20 protein-coding genes are annotated in these 19,416 nt (G+C 55.9%); 13 read left to right on the top strand and 7 right to left on the bottom strand.

Going from position 1 to position 19,416, the window contains the following annotated elements:
- Positions 1-236: 236 nt before the first annotated feature.
- Entirely contained in the window at positions 237-938 is a 702-nt protein-coding gene (locus DBR37_RS10170; protein WP_124574642.1) for a response regulator, read from the top strand.
- Positions 931-2,214: a HAMP domain-containing sensor histidine kinase gene (locus DBR37_RS10165; protein WP_124574361.1), complete on the top strand. Its 1,284-nt coding sequence runs from the start codon at positions 931-933 to the stop codon at positions 2,212-2,214. The genes DBR37_RS10170 and DBR37_RS10165 overlap by 8 nt, the downstream gene beginning before the upstream one ends.
- A 16-nt stretch (positions 2,215-2,230) precedes the next feature.
- Here DBR37_RS10165 and pabB read toward each other — a convergent pair whose 3' ends face one another.
- The 3 genes from pabB to DBR37_RS10150 form a co-directional block, all read right to left on the bottom strand.
- Positions 2,231-4,078, bottom strand: a complete 1,848-nt coding sequence (pabB, locus tag DBR37_RS10160; RefSeq protein ID WP_124574360.1) for an aminodeoxychorismate synthase component I — start codon at positions 4,076-4,078, stop codon at positions 2,231-2,233.
- Positions 4,079-4,213: 135 nt separating this feature from the next.
- Positions 4,214-4,789, bottom strand: a complete 576-nt coding sequence (gene slmA / locus DBR37_RS10155; RefSeq protein ID WP_124574359.1) for a nucleoid occlusion factor SlmA — start codon at positions 4,787-4,789, stop codon at positions 4,214-4,216.
- 65 nt (positions 4,790-4,854) lie between these two features.
- Positions 4,855-5,580: an HAD-IA family hydrolase gene (locus tag DBR37_RS10150; protein ID WP_124574358.1), complete on the bottom strand. Its 726-nt coding sequence runs from the start codon at positions 5,578-5,580 to the stop codon at positions 4,855-4,857.
- Positions 5,581-5,622: 42 nt separating this feature from the next.
- Between DBR37_RS10150 and DBR37_RS10145 the strand changes: the two genes are divergently transcribed.
- Positions 5,623-6,555 carry a TraB/GumN family protein gene (locus DBR37_RS10145; RefSeq protein ID WP_124574357.1) on the top strand — a complete coding sequence of 311 codons (933 nt, stop codon included), beginning with the start codon at positions 5,623-5,625 and terminating at the stop codon, positions 6,553-6,555.
- 235 nt (positions 6,556-6,790) lie between these two features.
- Positions 6,791-8,485 carry a bifunctional diguanylate cyclase/phosphodiesterase gene (locus DBR37_RS10140; protein WP_124574356.1) on the top strand — a complete coding sequence of 565 codons (1,695 nt, stop codon included), beginning with the start codon at positions 6,791-6,793 and terminating at the stop codon, positions 8,483-8,485.
- 81 nt (positions 8,486-8,566) lie between these two features.
- Here the strand turns inward: DBR37_RS10140 and argB are convergent, their stop codons facing one another.
- Positions 8,567-9,460 carry an acetylglutamate kinase gene (gene argB / locus DBR37_RS10135; RefSeq protein ID WP_124574355.1) on the bottom strand — a complete coding sequence of 298 codons (894 nt, stop codon included), beginning with the start codon at positions 9,458-9,460 and terminating at the stop codon, positions 8,567-8,569.
- Between the two features lie 233 nt (positions 9,461-9,693).
- Here argB and DBR37_RS10130 point away from each other — a divergent pair, with 233 nt between their 5' ends.
- A complete protein-coding gene (locus tag DBR37_RS10130; RefSeq protein WP_124574354.1) occupies positions 9,694-9,909 on the top strand; it encodes a cysteine-rich CWC family protein in 216 nt (71 codons plus the stop codon).
- 6 nt (positions 9,910-9,915) lie between these two features.
- Here the strand turns inward: DBR37_RS10130 and DBR37_RS10125 are convergent, their stop codons facing one another.
- Genes DBR37_RS10125 through DBR37_RS10115 form a run of 3 tightly spaced genes read right to left on the bottom strand, consistent with a single transcriptional unit; the run spans position 9,916 to position 12,224 of the window.
- Entirely contained in the window at positions 9,916-10,653 is a 738-nt protein-coding gene (locus tag DBR37_RS10125) for an SPOR domain-containing protein (protein WP_124574353.1), read from the bottom strand.
- The gene (locus DBR37_RS10120; protein WP_124574352.1) at positions 10,647-11,429 is read right to left on the bottom strand and encodes a type III pantothenate kinase; all 783 of its coding nucleotides are present in this window, start codon (positions 11,427-11,429) and stop codon (positions 10,647-10,649) included. Before DBR37_RS10120 ends, DBR37_RS10125 begins: the two co-directional genes overlap by 7 nt.
- Before the next feature lie 3 nt (positions 11,430-11,432).
- Positions 11,433-12,224 (bottom strand): biotin--[acetyl-CoA-carboxylase] ligase, encoded by a 792-nt coding sequence (locus DBR37_RS10115; protein ID WP_124574351.1) that lies wholly within the window; start codon positions 12,222-12,224, stop codon positions 11,433-11,435.
- A gap of 107 nt (positions 12,225-12,331) precedes the next feature.
- Between DBR37_RS10115 and DBR37_RS10110 the strand changes: the two genes are divergently transcribed.
- From DBR37_RS10110 to DBR37_RS10075, 8 genes are all read left to right on the top strand, one after another.
- Entirely contained in the window at positions 12,332-13,465 is a 1,134-nt protein-coding gene (locus tag DBR37_RS10110; protein WP_124574641.1) for an ABC transporter permease, read from the top strand.
- Positions 13,466-13,488: 23 nt separating this feature from the next.
- The gene (locus DBR37_RS10105) at positions 13,489-14,328 is read left to right on the top strand and encodes an ABC transporter ATP-binding protein (RefSeq protein ID WP_124574350.1); all 840 of its coding nucleotides are present in this window, start codon (positions 13,489-13,491) and stop codon (positions 14,326-14,328) included.
- Between the two features lie 9 nt (positions 14,329-14,337).
- A complete protein-coding gene (locus DBR37_RS10100; protein ID WP_124574349.1) occupies positions 14,338-15,252 on the top strand; it encodes an MlaD family protein in 915 nt (304 codons plus the stop codon).
- A 23-nt stretch (positions 15,253-15,275) separates the two neighbouring features.
- Positions 15,276-15,881, top strand: coding sequence for an ABC-type transport auxiliary lipoprotein family protein (locus DBR37_RS10095; RefSeq protein WP_124574348.1), 606 nt, complete (start codon positions 15,276-15,278; stop codon positions 15,879-15,881).
- On the top strand, positions 15,851-17,005 hold the full coding sequence (locus DBR37_RS10090; RefSeq protein ID WP_124574347.1) for a VanZ family protein: 1,155 nt from the start codon (positions 15,851-15,853) through the stop codon (positions 17,003-17,005). Before DBR37_RS10095 ends, DBR37_RS10090 begins: the two co-directional genes overlap by 31 nt.
- 51 nt (positions 17,006-17,056) lie before the next feature.
- The gene (locus tag DBR37_RS10085; protein ID WP_124574346.1) at positions 17,057-17,377 is read left to right on the top strand and encodes a ferredoxin; all 321 of its coding nucleotides are present in this window, start codon (positions 17,057-17,059) and stop codon (positions 17,375-17,377) included.
- 61 nt (positions 17,378-17,438) lie between these two features.
- Positions 17,439-18,065 carry an alpha/beta hydrolase gene (locus tag DBR37_RS10080; protein WP_124574345.1) on the top strand — a complete coding sequence of 209 codons (627 nt, stop codon included), beginning with the start codon at positions 17,439-17,441 and terminating at the stop codon, positions 18,063-18,065.
- Between the two features lie 122 nt (positions 18,066-18,187).
- Complete coding sequence (locus DBR37_RS10075; protein WP_124574344.1) at positions 18,188-19,336, top strand: D-alanyl-D-alanine carboxypeptidase family protein; 1,149 nt, start codon at positions 18,188-18,190, stop codon at positions 19,334-19,336.
- Positions 19,337-19,416 lie beyond the last annotated feature (80 nt).

Raw genomic sequence — 19,416 nt, 5'->3', positions numbered from 1 at the left:
AAGGCGTGCGACGCGTCGCATAGTAACCTATGCGCAAGGAGCGCAACGCGGCCAGCGCCGCTTTTGGTAAGAACCCGAAGGGAACGGGCTATTTGGGCGTATTGCTGCGTTGCGCCGCTTGCCAAGGGGACCACCCTTGGCCGCGCGACACGCCTTGCACTACCTCCCAAATAGCCGCGTTCGCACTCGCGGATATTTATGAAATGAGTTCTAGCCCCATGACACAACGCCTACTGATGATAGAAGACGACCAGCGCTTAGCCAGCATGGTCGCCACTTACCTGAACCAGAACGGGTTCGAGGTCACGCATAGCGGTACTGCGAGCGAAGGTCTGCTGCAATTGCAGCAAGCTGCCGCCACGCAAGCTTTCTCTATCGTGCTGCTCGACCTGATGCTGCCGGATGCGGACGGCCTTGACGTCTGTCGACAAATCCGCGGCCAGGCACAACCGCTGGCATCGATGCCCATCGTCATGCTGACCGCCAAGGGTGACCCTATGGATCGCGTAGTGGGGCTGGAACTTGGCGCAGATGATTACATACCAAAACCGTTTGAACCGCGCGAGTTGCTGGCGCGGCTGCGGGCCGTATTACGACGCCAGCAAGGCGTGGCTGCCAACAATGAGCGCGTCTTGCGCTTCGGCCGCCTCGAGATCGATCTGGATGCGCGTGTAATCCGGCTCGACGATCAGGAAAAACCAGTCACCTCGTATCAATTCAATTTGCTGGCAGCGATGGCTGATCGCGCCGGACGTGTACTCTCGCGCGAACAGTTAATGGACGTAGTCAAAGGCGAGCCGCTAGAGGCTTTTGATCGCTCCATCGACGTACATATCGGTCGTTTGCGCGCGGCGATAGAAGATGACCCCAAACAGCCGAAACGCATCATCACCGTGCGTGGTGCCGGCTATGTATTTGCAAAGGCGCAGGATGTCTGACGCAGCAACACCAGGACGTTTCAGCTGGTCGCACCGGCTCTACATCCGCATCTACCTCGCCATGCTGATCAGCCTGACGATCGCGGGCATATTGTTCGCGTCGGCCTGGCGCATTAATACCGAATCACGCCAGATCGGGCCTAGCCTGGAATCGTTTGCTGCGATTGCTGCCGACGTCTTGCCACCAGCCGATGCCAGCAATGAGGAACAGCAGGAAGCATTGAACCGCTGGCGTCAGCGCATGCGCGCCGACCTCACGCTGTACTCCGCCAAGCGCGAAAAGATCGCCTCGATAGGCCGCGAACTGCCACCGCTGGATGAAACCCAGACCACGAGCGGCTGGCTGGGCGGCGGACCACCGGTATTCGCAGTCAGATTGCCGGATGACCGCTGGCTGGTAGGCCAACATCCGGGGCGGCGCAAACCACCGTTCAGTTTCTTTACCACGCTGGTCATCATCGGCCTCGCGATGGGTATAGGTGCTTACCCTATCGTGCGTCGCCTGACGCGTCGTCTGGAGCGACTGCAAACCAGTGTCGAAGCACTGGGCGCAGGCCAGCTATCGACGCGTATCGCGGTCGAAGGCAAAGATGAGGTCGGACGCCTCGCGACCAGTTTCAACCGCTCTGCAGCGCGTATCGAAGCCCTGGTCGATGCGCAAAAAGCACTGCTGGCAAATGCCTCGCATGAATTGCGTTCGCCACTGGCGCGCATACGCATGGCAGTCGAATTGATGGCTCCCGATGCACAGCCGGAGATGCGCAATGAACTCAAACGCAATATCGGCGAACTCGATCAGTTGATCGATGAAATCCTGCTCGCCAGTCGCCTCGATGCGACCGCTGATACGGTACAGGTATTTGAACCGATCGATTTAACCGCTTTGGTCGCAGAGGAATGCGCACGCATAGATGCGCAACTGGAAACCGAATCGGTAGAAACTCCCGGTGATGCACGCTTGCTGCGCCGCCTGGTGCGTAACCTGCTGGAGAACGCACGACGCTATGGCAACGGTACGCCGATAGATGTCAGCCTGAAGAAGACAGGCAACAAGGTCGTATTACAGGTATGCGATGGCGGCCCCGGTGTGCCGGAAGCCGAACGCGAAAATATCTTCGCGCCGTTCTATCGTCTGCCGGGTGCAAGTGAACGTGAAGGCGGCGTCGGCCTGGGCCTGAGCCTGGTACAACAGATAGCGCGTGCGCATGGCGGTGAAGTGGTCTGCAGCGGACGCGCAGGTGGTGGCAGCTGCTTCACAGTTACGCTGCCAGCGTAAAGATCTGATTCCTTCGTTACGACCAGACGACCACAGCCGGCACAACGCCACGCAATGCATTGCAAACAAAAATTTGCTCTGCATTGCGTAAGTCCTCCAGCGTCAGGATGCGTTCCTGCGCACTCCACACCGGATCATCCAGCACAGCTGCACGCATCACGCCGGGCAGCAAACCGCTACTGAGTGGCGGCGTATACCATCGACCCTGCAATTTGACGAAGAGCGTGCTACGTCCGCCTTCGGTCACCTGTCCCAGCGTATTGCAAAACAATTGATCGAAGGCACCTTGCTGTTCTGCTGCACGCCATGCGGCGTCGTAGGCAGTCCGTATCGTGGTTTTGTGCCGCAGGAAGAGATCACTGGCATCCACTGCCTGCTCTGCCAGCAGTATTTTCACCGGCTCGACCAGCGGCGTCAGAACTGCACTTTGTATCGTATGACTGCCATCCTGTTTCAGGGCAAAGCGCAACCTGCGTGCTGATGCATCATCGAATGTCGCGCATGCCGCATGCAGTGCGGCACGGATTTTTTCTTCGTCATAGGAAAAGCTGAAGTAAGTCGCAGATGCGGCGAGGCGTTGCAAGTGCCTGTCCAGATGGCGCACGCCATCGGCGCGCGTCGCATACATGGTTTCGAATAATTCAAACTCTGCCTGCATACCGATCAGGAAACGCGCCTTCAGGCGGCACTCTTCATATTCATCTGCCGCTACGCTGTCATGCACGATCCCGGCGCCCACACCCATTTCACCCTTGCGTATGCCATCCTGATTCGGCACCTGCAATTGCAAGGTACGTATCGGTACAGACAGACAGAAATTACCCAGGGCTTGCGCTGCTCGCGGCGGATCAAAGTAACCGATCGCACCTGTGTATAAACCACGCGGATTGGTTTCCAGCTCACGGATGATTTGCATGGTGCGATGCTTGGGTGCACCGGTAATCGAACCACATGGATACAGCGCATCAAATATCTCGGGCAAACCCGCCGCCCCATGCAATTGCGCATGCACGGTGGAAGTCATCTGCAGCACGCTGCTAAAGCGCTGCACATCGAATAATTTATCAACCTTGACCGAGCCCGTCTGCGCGACACGTCCCAGGTCATTACGCAAAAGGTCCACTATCATCAGGTTCTCGGCGCGATTCTTGGTATCGGCCGCCAGGGCGTTCGCGGCAAGCCGATCCTGCTGCGCATCACCGCTGGCAGCAGCAGTGCCCTTCATCGGTCGCACAGTCAGCACGCCATCATCGTGACGCACGAACAATTCCGGCGACAGCGATAGAGCGGCACGACCGTCAGGCAAACCGATCAACGCACCGTAGGGCACTGGCTGACGTTCACGCAAACGGCGATACAAGGCGTGCACCGAACCGTAGGCATCGAAGCGCAGACGATAGGTGTAGTTCACCTGATAGGTATCACCGGCGGCGATGTAGTCATGTATGCGCGCTATCGCTGCACTGAATGCACCCTCATCGGTATCTGCCACTACCTGCGCGATACCGGCCGCGGCAACAGACGAAGCTTGTGCTGCCAGCCATGCTTCTACTTGTGCTGATGCCAGGTGTTCGCAGTGTTCGAATAAAAGGATTTCAGCCAAAGGCTGTTCGCCTGCATGGGGGGCGATGTTGTGCAAGGCCGCGCCCAGTTCATAGCTGAAGAGGCTGACGGCAAATTTCCCTTGCCTCAGAGCCTGCTGCATCTCATCCAATAGCGCAGGAAGTTGCGACGCGTGCTGGCACGACAGCACACCCAGATAACCTGTGTACAGACGTGAGCGTGCATCTGCCGCACTCGCGTCTATATCGTCGAGCAGGGCAAAACAGGCTTCAGCAGTAACAGCAGGGGTAAAGAGAGACATAAAACAGGGGCGTAAGTCAGGCCGTGAGTACGCGGCAAGTCGCTATTGTACGACCAAGCGGCTCCGGAGTTTTTCAGAGTAATCTGTCTGCGCCCCACCTGCCCAGTCGGGAACGATCAAAAGAGTGCCCCGCTATCAGGCCAGCAGCATCGCTATCTGTGCCGACGCATGTTCGGACGGGTTTTGCTTGAAGCCGGTCTTGGCATAACGCTGCCAGTGTCCGAGCACGGTATTGGCAATCAGGTTGGCACGCACGGCAACTTCGGCCTCGTTGGCCTGCCCTTGCGTCGCCGCAATACGCAATGATTGCTTCAATGCTAACTCGATCCTATCTATGAATTGATTCATCCGCGTCTGCAGGCGCTCATCCTCGTTCACCAGCGCATCGCCTATCATCACGCGCGTCATGCCGGGATTGCGTTCAGCAAAGTTGAGCAGCATGAGAACCACTGCCTGTACTTGCGACAAACCATTCTCTTGTTGCTCGGTGATTTTATTGATCAGGCCAAAGACGGTCGATTCGATGAATTCGATCAGGCCTTCAAACATTTGCGCCTTGCTGGCGAAATGCCGGTACAGCGCTGCTTCGGACACGTCGAGACGTGCCGCCAGTGCTGCCGTAGTAATTTTTTCCCCTTTGGGCTGCTCCAGCATGGTGGCCAGTGTCTGGAGTATCTGCAGCTTGCGTTCACCTGGTTTTGTAGTTGCCATAATGTTTTTATAGGTAAGTTAGCAATCTAAAACTCAACCTGCGGATAGCGGCAAGCAAAGCTCCACTAGCGCAATCGGTGCAACTGCCTGAATAGTTGCCCTACGGATTTTACTTTGACATCGACATAAATTGGGCGTTTTGTGTATGTGACTGTTGCGCGCTCGCCAGTTGAAGCCTGCTTGTTCGAATCGCTGGCCAGATATTGCGTGATCCACGCAGTTGCCATTCCGAGTTCTTTGGCGCCTTTCAGATGCGCCACTGTGTCCTCAACCAGCACACAATGCCGGGCACTGATTTTTTCCCGCGCCAGCAATTGACGTAACATTTGTTTCGACGGCTTGGGGCGCAAACGCCCGTGTACCCGCATCGCTTCAATCGGAATATGCCGGGCAAAATGCTTATGCAAGCCCAGGTGGCGCAATACGTCGCGTGAATAACGACGTGGCGCATTCGTCAGCAATATCTTGCGTCCCGGCAGGCGACGCAGCAAGCGCCCCAGTCCCCGTTCTGCACGTATCATCGTCGACAAGTCATCAAAACGATGTGCTTCACGCAAGAAATCCTCAGGCCTTACCTGATGATGATTTACCATACCGAGCAAAGTCGCACCGTAGCGCTGCCAATAAGTAAGGCGTGCGGCATTCACCGCCGCCTCATCCGAAGCGTGCCCGCCCTGATGCAGTACCTGGGCAATGTAGGTATTCATATTGAGATGTATCGCGGGGAAGATCGCATGCGATGCGTTATGCAGCGTGTTATCCAGGTCGAACAGCCAGGTCAGCTTGGGCATCGTTTATATTCGTCGGGTATTTAAATCAATAGAGGGAGTTGCATGCGTCGTACCACCGTTTTTGTTTTCACCTTGCTATTCGGCTTGTTCAACACTGGCGTACAAGCTGACAACCCGGCCGCAAGCAAACCCGCCGCCACCGCACAAAGCACACCCCAGCGCGGCACGCTGTATCGCGTCACGTATCGCGGCAATACCAGCTATCTGTTCGGTACCGTGCATGTCGGCAAGACTGCATTTTACCCACTCGAACCGGAAGTGACACGCGCCTTCTCGGCCTCGAAGAAGCTCGTCATCGAAGTTGACATCCGCAACACCGATGCGATGCGACTCGCCATTATGCGCCACGGCATCTATCCCGCCGGACAAACCATCAACCAGCATTTGTCGGCAGATGCCAGCGCACAATTACGCCAGGCCTTGCGTCGCTACGGCACCTCATTTGAAAGCATCTCCCGCATGAAACCGTGGATGGTGGCCAATCTCTTGCTGGTGCAGGAAATGGCACGCCAGGGCTTCCCGACCGAACAGGGCATAGAACTGCACTTCCTGTCGCTGGCAGAAAAACAAAAGAAAACCGTGCTGGAACTGGAAACGGCGGATTATCAGCTATCACTATTCGATAGCATGAGCGATGCAGAGCAAGAGGAATATCTGGTTGAGAATCTGACTGAATTGGCCAGCGGCGTCGCCATGCAAAAAGCGCTGGATCTGATCAAGGCCTGGCAAACCGCAGATGCAAAGGCCCTGGATGCCGCCCTGCTGGAAATGCAAAAAGGTGAAAACGCCTCTGATCGCTTCCTGCAGAAAGTCTTGCTGGATCGACGTAATCCAGCCATGGCGCAACAGGTGGAAGCATTGCTCAAGACCGACAAAACCAGTTTCGTCGCCGTCGGCGCACTGCATTTGCTGGGCGCCAAAGGCGTACCGGGCTTATTGCAGCAACGTGGCTATACGGTTCAAAAACTATATTAATTCCACAGATTTCACCCGGTTCAACGCCCTGCTTTCCGCAAAACATTTCAAAAAGGAAATATTATTTGCGCATTTTTTTGCGCCATGGCAAGATGCTTTCAAGAAATCGCCCATGAAAAAAAACGTATGAAATGGCTCTTCGCTATCCCCGGGTAGCCATCTCGTCATCTCGTCTTGTGAGCGCCATCTAGCAAAATTAAGTACCAGCTGATGTTGCCTCACAAAGGAATGTCTGATGAACACTACCCGATTGTTTGAATGGCTAGGCGTGCATATCCGTGCGATACGGATTGTCATGGTACCCACACTCATCATTTCGGTCTGTGCTGTCTATATGCTGGTCTATGTGACCGGCGGCATCAAATTCGTATATTCCCATTCGATGTATCTGCCCATCATGTTGGCCGGCTTTGTCTTCGGCATGCGTGGCGGCCTGGTCGTCGGCTTGATCGGCGGCATAGCACTCGGGCCGGTCATGCCCATCGATGTCATTACCGGTGAACAGCAAGCCACACTCAATTGGCTCTACCGCACCGGATTTTTTATGCTGGTCGGATTTGCCTGCGGCGTTGCCAGTGATAGCGTCCGGTCCTACCTGAAGCATCTGCAATGGATCGCCCGTCATGATCAGGCCACCCAATTGCCCAATCGCAGTGCTTTGCTCGGCGCACTGGCGAAATTACCCAAAGTAAAAAGTAATGCCAACCTGCATGTGCTGGTGGTGGTCTCACTGCAAAATGCGATGGAACTGAAGTCGGCATTTGGTTTTGAGGTCATCAAGGAAGTTGCGCAACAATCGGCTGCCCGCTACACCAACATCCTGCGGGGTAAAGTTCAGGTGTACCGTATCGACCCAGAGCAATTAGGCATCCTGATCCGGGATCGGGATGCCCAAACCATCAACTTCCTGCTTGCAGATTTAGTCAGGGGCGCACGACAGCCCTACCAGTTCAATGACATTCCCATCCACGCCGATTCCCGCCTCGGCTATGCGACCTTCAGCAACGTCATACAGTCACCCGATTTTTACCTGCAACGGGCCGAATCAGCACTGATCTCCGCCGATGAAGAAGCACTGGACTGCGTTGCCTACAGTCCGGAAACCAGCAACTTCGCAAAAGAAAATCTATCGATACTCGGCAGCCTGATGAGCGCCATCAAGGAAGGTCAGTTATCGTTGCACTACCAGCCCAAAATTTGCTTCCGTACCGGCGCAATACATAGCGTAGAAGCGCTGATGCGCTGGAACCATCCGGAACGAGGTAATATTCCTCCCGGCATTTTCATTCCGCGCGCCGAACAAAGTACGCTGATCAATCTGATCACGGAGTTCGCACTGGAGCAGGCGATGAAGCAAATCGTATCCTGGCGCCAGCAAGGCTTACACCTGCCGATAGCAGTCAACATCTCCCCACGCAATTTACTGCAGCCCGGCTTCTCCGACCTGGTACTGTCCTTATTGCAGCGCTACGAAGTGAGCGGCCAGTCACTGGAGCTGGAGGTCACGGAAGGCGCGTTGATGCACGACATCGCACGCACCATCGTTGAGTTAAGCCGCCTCGCCGAGGCCAAGATCACGATTTCCATTGATGACTTCGGCACTGGTTACTCGTCACTGCAGTACCTGCATCAACTGCCCATTTCGCTGATCAAAATCGACCAGTCTTTCGTACGACGCCTGCCGGATGACAAGGGTGCAGTGCATATCGTCGAAGCAGCTATCACGCTGGCGCACAAGATGGGCATGCGAACCATCGCCGAAGGCGTGGAAGAACAAAACGCGTATACATTACTGGCTGGCCTGGGATGCGATATCGCGCAGGGTTTTATGATTTCGCGGCCGCTGCCAGCAGCGGAATTCGAGAAATGGCACTCCCAATACCCGCCACAAACTTTATCGCCCCTACATAAGTTCACAAAACAAATATGACGCCCCCGAAGCGCGTCACGCACATAAAAAAAGCGTAAGGACCATCCGGCCCTTACGCTTTTTTATTGAGCTGAATCTGTATCAGTGTGAACGGATCATGGTTCCGAAAGCTTGTTCGGTCAGCACTTCCAGCAACAATGAGTGTTCAATACGGCCATCGATAATGTGTACGGTGTTGACGCCGGACTTGGCAGCATCCAGTGCCGATGAAATCTTCGGCAACATACCGCCGGAGATCGTGCCGTCTTCAAACATTTCATCGATTTCACGTGCCGACAAATCGGTCAGCAAATTGCCTTGCTTGTCTTGCACACCGGCGATATTCGTCATCATGATCAGCTTTTCAGCTTTCAGGATTTCGGCGATTTTTCCTGCAACGACGTCAGCGTTGATGTTGTAAGCCTGCCCATCGTCGCCGAAGCCGATAGGCGAAATGATAGGAATGAAAGCATCGTCCTGCAAGGCCTTCACGACCGCCGGATTGATCGCTTCGATGTCGCCGACAAAACCGATATCGAGGAATTCGCCCGGACGTTCCTTGTCCGGCATCTGCATCTTGCGTGCACGAATCAGGCCGCCATCCTTGCCGGTCAGACCGACTGCCTGGCCGCCGTAGTGATTGATCAGCATTACGATGTCCTGCTGCACTTCACCGCCCAGCACCCATTCCACAACTTCCATGGTTTCTTCATCGGTGATACGCATGCCTTGCACGAACGTGCCTTGCTTGCCGATTTTTTTCAGCGCGTTATCGATTTGCGGACCGCCACCGTGCACCACGACCGGGTTCATGCCGACCAGTTTCAATAAAATCACGTCGCGCGCAAAGCCGTGCTTCAGGCGCTCTTCGGTCATTGCATTGCCGCCGTATTTGACGACAATGGTCTTGCCGTGAAATTTGCGGATATACGGCAGCGCCTCGGCCAGAATTTGCGCCTGTATTTGTGGCGAAACTACAGTAAGATCAGCGTTCATATCGGTCAAGTTGGGTAGAAGTGGTTCTGAAAAATGGATGACCGCGATTTTACAGCGAATGCCAATTCATTTCTTGGCTCTTTGCCGTAAATGCCACGAATATTCGGCAGCTGTCTTGCCCAAACGACAAAACCGACGGGTATGCGGGCTCATTTGCCGGCCTGTGACAGCTGTCACACGTGCTGCGCGCCATTTGTCGCGCGGCAATACCAGGGAAAGAAAACGGAATCAAAATGAGTAGTTGTTCGCAATGCGAAGCCACCTTCTCCTGCGGCATGGTGGACACAACGACGGCAGAAGCATGCTGGTGTACCGCACTGCCCACTACGCCCAAAGGTGAACTGGTGCGTGATGCGGATGGCAAGGCCAAAACCTGTATGTGCCCGGATTGCCTGTCAGCCTTGCGCGCCCGTCGGCTGGCCGCAGCAAACTCAGCGCCTGAGTCTTAAGCCAACTCAGATGCAGGCGCGTGCTTCCTGGCGCGGGAAAGTGGCACGGATCTTATCCAGATTAGCCCTGGTCGCTGCATCCAGGCGCCGGAACTGGAAAGCCAGCTTGGGCGCGACATTGTTATGCGGACCAACCCTGGCGCTACGCACGCCCTTCTGATTCAAGGCCGCGAGATGGTTGCGTGCCGCTTCTTCCGATTTAAAAATTCCCAGCGAGATGCCCCATTGCAAAGCAGTGTGCTCGGTGATAACAAAGAAATCATCGACACCCAGGCGCTTCAGCTCACCGCCCTTTTTATCCGCCACTTCCTTGTTAGCGAGAGGCGGGATGTAGACGATAAAGCGCGCATTTTCCTGTATCTGGCGACGCGACAGGCGCTCACCCAAAGCCAGCGTAGTCAGCTTCGCTTCAAAATTCTTCGCCTCGGCGGCATCAAAATTACCGATTTCGGTGCAAGCCAGTACTTCGGCAGCTTTCTCAGCCGGCTTCTCTACCGGCTTTTCTACTGGTTGCTCGACAGCTTGCGGAATCTTTTCCGGTTCGACGGCAGCTACTTTTTCCGCCTTTCCGGCTTCAGCCTTCTCCTTATCCAGCGGCACCAGTTTCAGCAGATCAGGGTTCAATTGCTGCTTCAGGCGCAAAGGATCGTGGCTGGGCGGGATCAGGCTATTCAAATAGCCATGTTCAAACGCGTACAAGCCGCCGTTGATCACTAACAATAAGCCGAACAGGATTTTTAACATGGGGAAGTATGTTGTATCGCTACTGTGTGCAAACCGATTAAAACCAGGTTATCGACGCGTGTGTAATCTATCGTAAGGTGCGGCGCAATCAAGTCTGCCGCACCGCCTGCCAGTATGCAAGGAACCGGCAAGTTCGGATAGCTGCGCATTTGCGCTGCCACCGCGCGCTCTATCGCACCCGCCTGCGCCGCCAGGCAACCACTGACTATCGCGGCATCCGTGTTGTCGGCAAACGGGTGCGTCAAGGTGCTTTGCAATGCGACTTGCGGCAATTGCGCAGTATTCTTCGCCAGCGACGAGGCCATCAGGCCGAGTCCGGGCAAAATCATGCCGCCTATGAATTCACCTTCAGCACTCAGTGCATCGACCGTAGTCGCCGTACCGCAGGTGGCGACCACCAGCGGCCCTGCAGGAAACAAGGCATGCGCACCGATCGCAGCGGCAAAACGGTCAGCGCCCAGTTGCGCCGGATTCAGGTAACGATTCTTCACTCCGCCCAGCTCGGCTGCCGAGGCAAACCATTCCAATGCCACCGGCCTGGTTCCCAGTGTGTGCAATACCGCACGCTCCAGCTCACCGCGCAATTCATGCCCCGCCACATTCGACAACATGACCCGACCTATGCTGAAACCACGCCATGCATCGACCAAAGCACCGGCTTCGGCACGCGCAACGCTGCCATGTTGCAGCCACTTACCCGGCGTCTGTGCCGGCAGTGAGCGATCCACCAGCGCCCATTTGATCCGTGTATTCCCTGCATCGACCAATAACAACATCGTTTAATCCTCCCTGATACGCAACGACACATCGCCTGCAGCTATCGTGATGCGCCCCTGCACGGTATCGAGCAACAAACGCCCGCTGTCATCTACTCCGGCAGCCTGACCACTATGCAGTACTTTGCCCTGATCAAGAATATTCACCGCCTGTCCGGCATACGCATCCAGTGCATTCCACGTCTCGACAAACGCGGCAAAACCGCGCTGCTCGAATACCGGCAAAGCTTGCGCAAAGCCATCCAGCAAAGCCGCCATGACGCGCTCAGGCTCATGCGCCAGCTCGCTTGCGGCTACTACCGCACGACCGGCTTGCGCACTCAAGGCAGACGCTTGCGCAATATTAATGCCGACGCCTATCACCGCCCATGTCGCTGTTGGCCCGGACTTTTCGACGACCGTTTCGATCAGGATGCCAGCCAGCTTGCCCTCATCTTTTAATATATCGTTAGGCCATTTCAGGTGCGCTTCGACACCGAAAGTCCGCAAGGCTTCAGCAATCACAACGCCGACCGCCAGCGGCAAGCCCAGCAAGCCTTGCAGCGGCAAGTTGAATTTCCAGGCCAGAGAAAACGTCAGTGCAGATCCGGGCGGTGTGTGCCAGGCACGACCGGCGCGCCCCTTACCCGCGGTTTGTCGTTGCGCCCATAACAATGTCGCTTGCTGCAGCTGCGGTGCACGCGCCAGCAAATCGGCATTGGTCGAGCCGGTTTCCGCCACGATCTCCAGCGCGATGCCTTGCGTAGCGGGTGCGCACAGGCTGGCCAGTCGTTGTGGTGATGGGAGTGCGGTCATGTGCGCATTGTAGCGGGATGCTTGCCGCGGCGAAACTGATGGCTACCCATATCTGCGTCTGCAGTGTCGGCGTGACGCAAATTCTATTCTCCCTTACACTTGCCTGCATGCATAACTACGCGTCACCCACCCTGAGTTATACGCAGAACGATCAGGCCACTGTCATCGCAGCCGGCTCATGGCAGGTGCGTGCGCTGGCCGATCCGGCGCATCCTGGTGTGATGGAAAAAATCAGCGCCACCCTGCGCGGGGTGCGCAAGGTCGATGAGGCGTACTGGAATTTGTCACAAATCGAAGCCCTCGATTACATAGGCGCGCAATTGCTGTGGAATGCCTGGGGCAAGAAACGCCCGGCCCGGCTCACCCTGGCCCCGCAACACGAAACCTTTTTCCAGCGACTGGAACAAACCGGCACCCTGCAGGTAAAGAAACCGCCACAACATCGCTGGTACACCTTCTCCGCCTATCTGCAATTCAAATTGCGGATGGCAGATCACATGCTCGGCTTTATCACGCTGATCGGGCAACTGGTCATGGACCTCGGGCGCTTCCTGCGACAACCGCAACGCGGTCCGTGGAAGGAAATCTCGGCCAATATTTTTCATACCGGTTATCAGGCGCTGGGTATTACCGCACTGGTCGGCTTCCTGATCGGCATCGTGCTGTCTTATTTGTCGGCACAACAATTGCATCAGTTCGGCGGTGATATTTTCCTCGTCAACATCCTCGGCATGAGCGTCATCCGCGAACTCGGTCCCTTGCTGGCAGCCATCCTGGTCGCTGGTCGCTCCGGCTCGTCGATTACGGCACAGCTCGGCGTCATGCGGGTGACGGAAGAACTGGATGCGATGCTGGTGATGGGCTTGCCGCATGGTTATCGCCTCATCATGCCCAAGGTCATCGCGCTCGCGATATCGATGCCATTGCTGGTGGTCTGGACCGATGCGATGGCGCTGCTGGGCGGCATGGTGGCGGCGAGTGCGGAGCTGGGACTATCTTTCAAATATTTCATACGTGAGTTGCCGGATGCCGTGCCCCTGTCCAATTACTGGATAGGTCTCGGCAAAGGCGTCGTCTTCGGCAGCCTGATTGCGCTGGTGGCCTGTCACTTTGGCTTGCGCATCAAGCCCAATACGGAAAGCCTGGGTGCAGGGACAACGATCTCGGTAGTGACGGCGATTACTGTTGTGATCCTGGCGGATGCCGTGTTTGCGATTGTCTTTAGCGGAGTGGGATTCTGATGCTGCCCGACATAGACCACAGCATGTCCGCATGCACCGACGACCATGCGGATAATCCGCAAACGATGATAGAAATCGATAATCTGAGCACGCGCTTCGGCGATGTGGTGGTGCACGAAAACCTGAGCCTGAAAATCAATCAGGGCGAAATCGTTTCACTGGTGGGCGGCTCAGGCTCCGGCAAAACCGTGCTGCTGCGCCAGATGCTGGGTCTGAATCAGCCAGCCAGCGGCAGTGTGCGCGTGTTTGGTGAAGACATTAATCGCATAGCCCCAGAGCATCTGCAGCAATTGCGCAATCGCTGGGGTATGCTGTTCCAGCAAGGTGCATTGTTCTCGGCGCTGACCGTTTTTGATAATGTCGCGCAACCTATGCGCGAATTACGCGTCTTACCCAGACAATTGATACGCGACGCCGCTTTGCTGAAGTTGCAAATGGCAGGCATAGGTCCGGAACATGCACTGAAAATGCCGGCTGATTTATCCGGCGGCATGATCAAGCGCGTAGCGCTGGCACGTGCGCTGGCGCTGGAACCGGAACTGCTGTTCCTGGATGAGCCTACCGCCGGACTGGACCCGAACGCGTCAGAAAGTTTCGTCAACCTGATACGGGAATTACACGACGAGATGCATCTGACCGTGGTCATGGTGACGCATGATCTCGACACCTTGTTTGCGTTGTCGTCACGCGTGGCAGTGCTGGCAGACAAACACATCATTGCCTATTGCAGGCCGGATAAAGTAGTCGAGTTCAAGCATCCGTTTATCGAAACATTTTTCCGTGGCGAGCGCGGACAACGCGCATTTGAAGCATTACCCGAAAAATCAGGGCAGAACCAGGGAGGAGAGTCGTCATCACTCTAAAGATCAATTATGGAAAATAAAGCGCATGCATTAATGGCCGGCATTTTCACGATCGTCCTGCTGATCGCCGCTGTGCTGATCGCACTCTGGTTCAATCGTGATCGCGTGGAACGCGTACCTTACGAAATCGCCACCACCCTGTCCGTGCCCGGCCTGAACCCGCAAGCCGGCGTCCGCTATCGCGGGCTTGATGTCGGTCGCGTCGATGCGGTATTGTTCGACCCGCAAAAGCCCGGACAGATCCTGATCCGTTTCAGCGTCTCCAAGGACACGCCCATCACCCATTCGACTTTCGCCACTCTCAGCTATCAGGGCGTCACCGGCCTGGCTTATGTGCAACTGGATGACGATGGCTCACAACCTGTGCTGCTGCCGTCATCGAAAAACAAGGTGGCACGCATCACCCTGCGTGCCAGCCTGCTCGACACCCTGCAATTGCGCGGACTGGCGATCCTGAAACAAACCGAAGAGCTGGCATCGAAAGTCAATCTGATGCTGTCTGAACAAAACCAGAAAACCATACTCGGTGCATTCAGCGATGTCAGCGCTGCCGCCAACAAGATAGAAAAAATCCCGCAACAGTTGCAACCGACGCTGGATAAATTACCGGCACTCGCAAATAAAGCTGACAACGCCCTCAACTCGATCAATCGCTTCTCTGATGAAGCCTCGCACATTACGGCCAAACTGAACGCGAAAGATGGCCCGATAGACAGCTTCAGCGATACCATTAACAAGGTCGGCTCTGCCGCCTCGACGGTGGAATACCAGGCGTCACCACTGATTGATGAAACACGCACCTCGATGCGCTCACTGAATCGCGCGCTGGAATCATTTAACCAACGGCCACAAGGCATACTGTTTGGTCCAGGCCGCACCCCGCCCGGACCAGGTGAAGCCGGTTTCAGTGCCCCGGCACCATAAGATCACTGTCCAGGATAGCCAAGATGAAGCTCACTCGCAGACTACTGTTAACACTGGCACTGGCCGGTAGTGCCGTGCTCACTGGTTGCGCCGGCAATGCGTCGGCACCAGTGCTGTATGACCTCGGCCCGCTGCCGGCACACGCAACACAAAACGCCAAGCTGCCAGCCATCAGCGTTGCCGATGTAGTGGCACCGAGCTGGCTCGATACGCCGATGATGTTTTATCGTCTGAATTACGCTAACGGCCAGCAACCACGTCCCTACGCAGGCAGCCAATGGGCGATGCCACCGGCTGAGTTACTCGAACAAAGACTGAAAGTCCGTTTGTCGCAAGCGGGTGGCATCGTGGTTCCGGCCGATAATGGCGCGGCTAATTTGCCGATACTGCGTATCGAACTCGACGACTTTTCCCAGTCATTTGACAGTGCACAGCACAGCACCATCTCGATTGCGATGCGCGCGTCCCTGTTTGACGGCCGCACTTTGCGGGCACAAAAAACCTTCAGCCGGCAATTGCCAAGCGCCAGCCCAAACGCGCAAGGCGGTGCCGCAGCACTGGCGACAGCCAGCGATGGAATCATTAATGAAATAGCGGCATGGTTATCAACAGTAGCAACGAAAAAATAATCCAGGCACAACAGCCACTACCGCAAGCATCGACGTTTTCACGCGGTGGCTTGCTGGCTTATCTATTCCTGATCGTTTATGCCAGCCTGTTTCCATTCACCGGCTGGCAGGATGTCGGCATACCGCTGCAAACCTATTTGCTGGCGACCATCCCGCCACGTTACTGGACCGGGTTCGACCTGCTGACCAATATCCTCGGCTATATCCCGCTCGGCATCCTGGCGGTATACGCACTGTATCCGCGGGTGCGTCGCTTCGGCGCGCTGCTGCTCGCTTTCCTGCTCGGCTTCGTATTGTCAGGTGCAATGGAAGCGACTCAGGCTTATTTGCCCAGCCGCGTCGCCTCCAACCTGGATTTGCTGACCAATAGTTGCGGTGCCCTGATAGGCGCCATCATCGGCATCGCCTCCAGCCATCTGGTGCTGGAACGCAGTCGCCTGCGCCATATCCGGCAGCGCTGGCTCACGCCCGAAGCCAGCCGCGGCCTGACTATTTTTGCGCTGTGGCCACTGGCGCAAATTTATCCGCAAAGCTATTTATTCGGCCAGGGCCAGCTCTTCCCCATCCTTTCCGACTGGCTGTCGGAATGGCTGGCAACGCCCATCGACCTCGGCGCCTTTTTGCGCAACGGCGTACAGCTCACCGTCGAGCAGTACTGGCTGACCGAAGCCGTGATTACCGCCTGCGGTGTTGCCGGCGCCTTGCTGGCGCTCGCCTGCATGTTGCGCGACAAGGCGCCGCGCCTGATCCTGCTGCTACTCCTGTTGCTGGCAGCACTGGCGGTCAAGGGGCTCGCTACCGCCATCTTCTTCAGCCCGGACGCCGCCTTTGCCTGGATGACCCCGGGCGCGCAAGGCGGCTTGATGATGGGACTGGCACTGCTGACCGGCCTCGCCTTCCTGTCGCGTACCCATCAGCGACGCGCCGCAGCCGGCTTGCTGATAGCGGGCCTGATCGTGGTCAATATCGCACCTGCCAATCCTTACTTCATTGCCACGCTGGAAACCTGGGTGCAGGGAAAATTTCTGAACTTCAACGGCGCGGCACAATTCCTGTCGCTGTTCTGGCCGTTTGCCGCCTTGTGGTTCCTGCTGCATTCCAGCCATCGCGTGAAGCGAAAATGACACGGGTGTATCATCTGGGTCTTTAACGCAGATCAAACTTCCCCTCACCTCATGTCTGAAGATAAACAGTTTTTTGGCCAACATTTATTCATTTGCATGAACCAGCGCGATGATGGCCGCGAATGCTGCGCCGAACGCGGTGCGCACGCTGCGCAAAAACACCTGAAGGCACGCGTCAAGGAGCTGGGCCTGAGCCGCAGCGGTGAAGTCCGCGTCAACCAGGCCGGTTGCCTCGGTCGCTGTGAAGAAGGCCCGGTCATCGTGATCTACCCGCAAGGCACCTGGTACACCTATGTCGATAATGAAGACCTCGATGAAATCATCGACGTCCATCTGGTCGGCGGCAAAGTTGTTGATCGTCTGAAAATCTGAAACCCGACGCTCTGCGCGACATCTGCGCAGCCGTCTTCTTCCCATTCATACGCCCCACCTCATGAACGCACAAACACAATATTTCTCCCTGGAAGGCGTCGCCGGTACGCTGGAATGCGCACTTGACCTGCCTGCCAGCGATACACCACGCGGCTTCGCACTGGTCGCCCATCCACACCCGCTGTATGGCGGCACCATGGATAACAAGGTTGTGCATACACTGGTGCGTTCTTTCGTCACGCTGGGCTACGCTGCCTTCCGCATGAATTTCCGCGGCGTCGGTGCATCCGGCGGCGTACACGACGGTGGCGCCGGCGAAACCGACGACATGACACAACTGTTAGCGTATGCACAAGAAAAATATCCGGACTTGCCGTTTGCGCTGTCCGGCTTTTCTTTTGGCACCTTCGTGCAGGCGCAATTGCAAAAACGCCTGGAAGAGCAAGGCCGCTCAGCCGAGCGCCTGGTACTGGTAGGCACCGCAGCGGGCAAATGGCCGCTGCCTACGGTTCCGGCCGGGACTATCCTGATCCATGGCGAACAGGATGAAACGATCCCGCTGACGAATGTATTCGAGTGGGCGCGCCCGCAAGACCTGCCGGTGCTGGTGGTTCCCGGCTGCGATCATTTTTTTAATCGCAAACTGCAACATATCAAGAATCACGTTGTCGAAGTGTGGCCGCGCTAAGCTGCCGCGTTGATAAACATTCATCTTGTTTCATCAGTCTGCAGCACCGCGCAGCGCTATAATCCGATAACTTTTCCAAATCGACGCCCGCATCAGTACGCGGGCATCCACCACAGAGTCCAATGAAAAAATTACTTGCGGCCATCGCTGCTACCGTCCTATCGCTTTCATCCGCTTTTGCCCAAAGTGTTCCATCGCCTACCATCGCCGCCAAATCATGGTTACTGCTGGATGCAACCAGCAACCAGGTACTGGCATCGAATGAACCTGATATGCGTATCGAACCGGCTTCGCTGACCAAATTGATGACCGCGTATGTAGCCTTCACCGCAATCCAGGACAAAAAACTGGACCTGAACCAAATGATCACGATTTCCACCAATGCGTGGAAAGTCGATCCGAGCAGCTCGAAAATGTTTATCGAACCGCGCGTACCAGTCAAAGTGAATGACTTGCTGTACGGTCTGATCGTGCAATCCGGCAATGACGCGGCAGTAGCGATCGCCGAAGCAGTGGCCGGTACCGAAGATGCGTTCGTCGCACTGATGAACCGCGAAGCAGAACGCATGGGCATGAAGTCCACGCACTTCGCCAATCCGCACGGCTTGCCTAGCGCCAGCAATTACTCGACCGCACGTGACCTGTCGGTACTGGCATCGCACCTGATCAGCGATCATCCAGAGTTCTATAAAATTTATTCGACCAAAGAATATACCTACAACAACATCAAGCAACCTAACCGCAACCGCCTGCTGTGGCTGGACCCGACCGTAGACGGCATGAAAACCGGTTACACCCAGGGCGCTGGTTACTGCCTGATTTCGACCGCCAAACGCCCTAACGGCACTGGCGAACGTCGCCTGATCTCGGTCGTGCTCGGTACGGTTTCCGACCAGGCGCGTGCACAGGAAAGCCAAAAGCTGCTGAACTGGGGCTTCCTGAACTTCGACACCGTCAAGCTGTATGCGAAGAACGAACCTATCGCGACACCTAATGTCTGGAAAGGCACACAAAACACCGTCAAGATCGGTTTCACCCGTGACGTCTATGTGACCGTACCAAAAGGCGTAGCCAACTCGATGAAACCAGTACTGGCGCGTAAAGATCCACTGGTCGCACCTATCGACAAAAACAGCCAGGTCGGCACCATCAAAGTAATGTCGGCTGACGGCAAAGTAGTTTCCGAATTGCCAGTCCTCGCGCTGGAACAAGTCGGACAAGCTGGCCTCTTCGGTCGTGCGCTGGACTCGATCCGCTTGTGGATACATTAATCCGCTAGAAATATAAGTACGCGGTGCCAGCTCACCGCACAAAAAACGGCAGGCTCAACTACGGTTGATCCTGCCGTTTT

The organism is Herminiimonas sp. KBW02 (assembly GCF_003852535.1).
GTDB lineage: Bacteria > Pseudomonadota > Gammaproteobacteria > Burkholderiales > Burkholderiaceae_D > Oxalicibacterium.
This window is presented reverse-complemented; position numbering and strand designations above follow the sequence as displayed.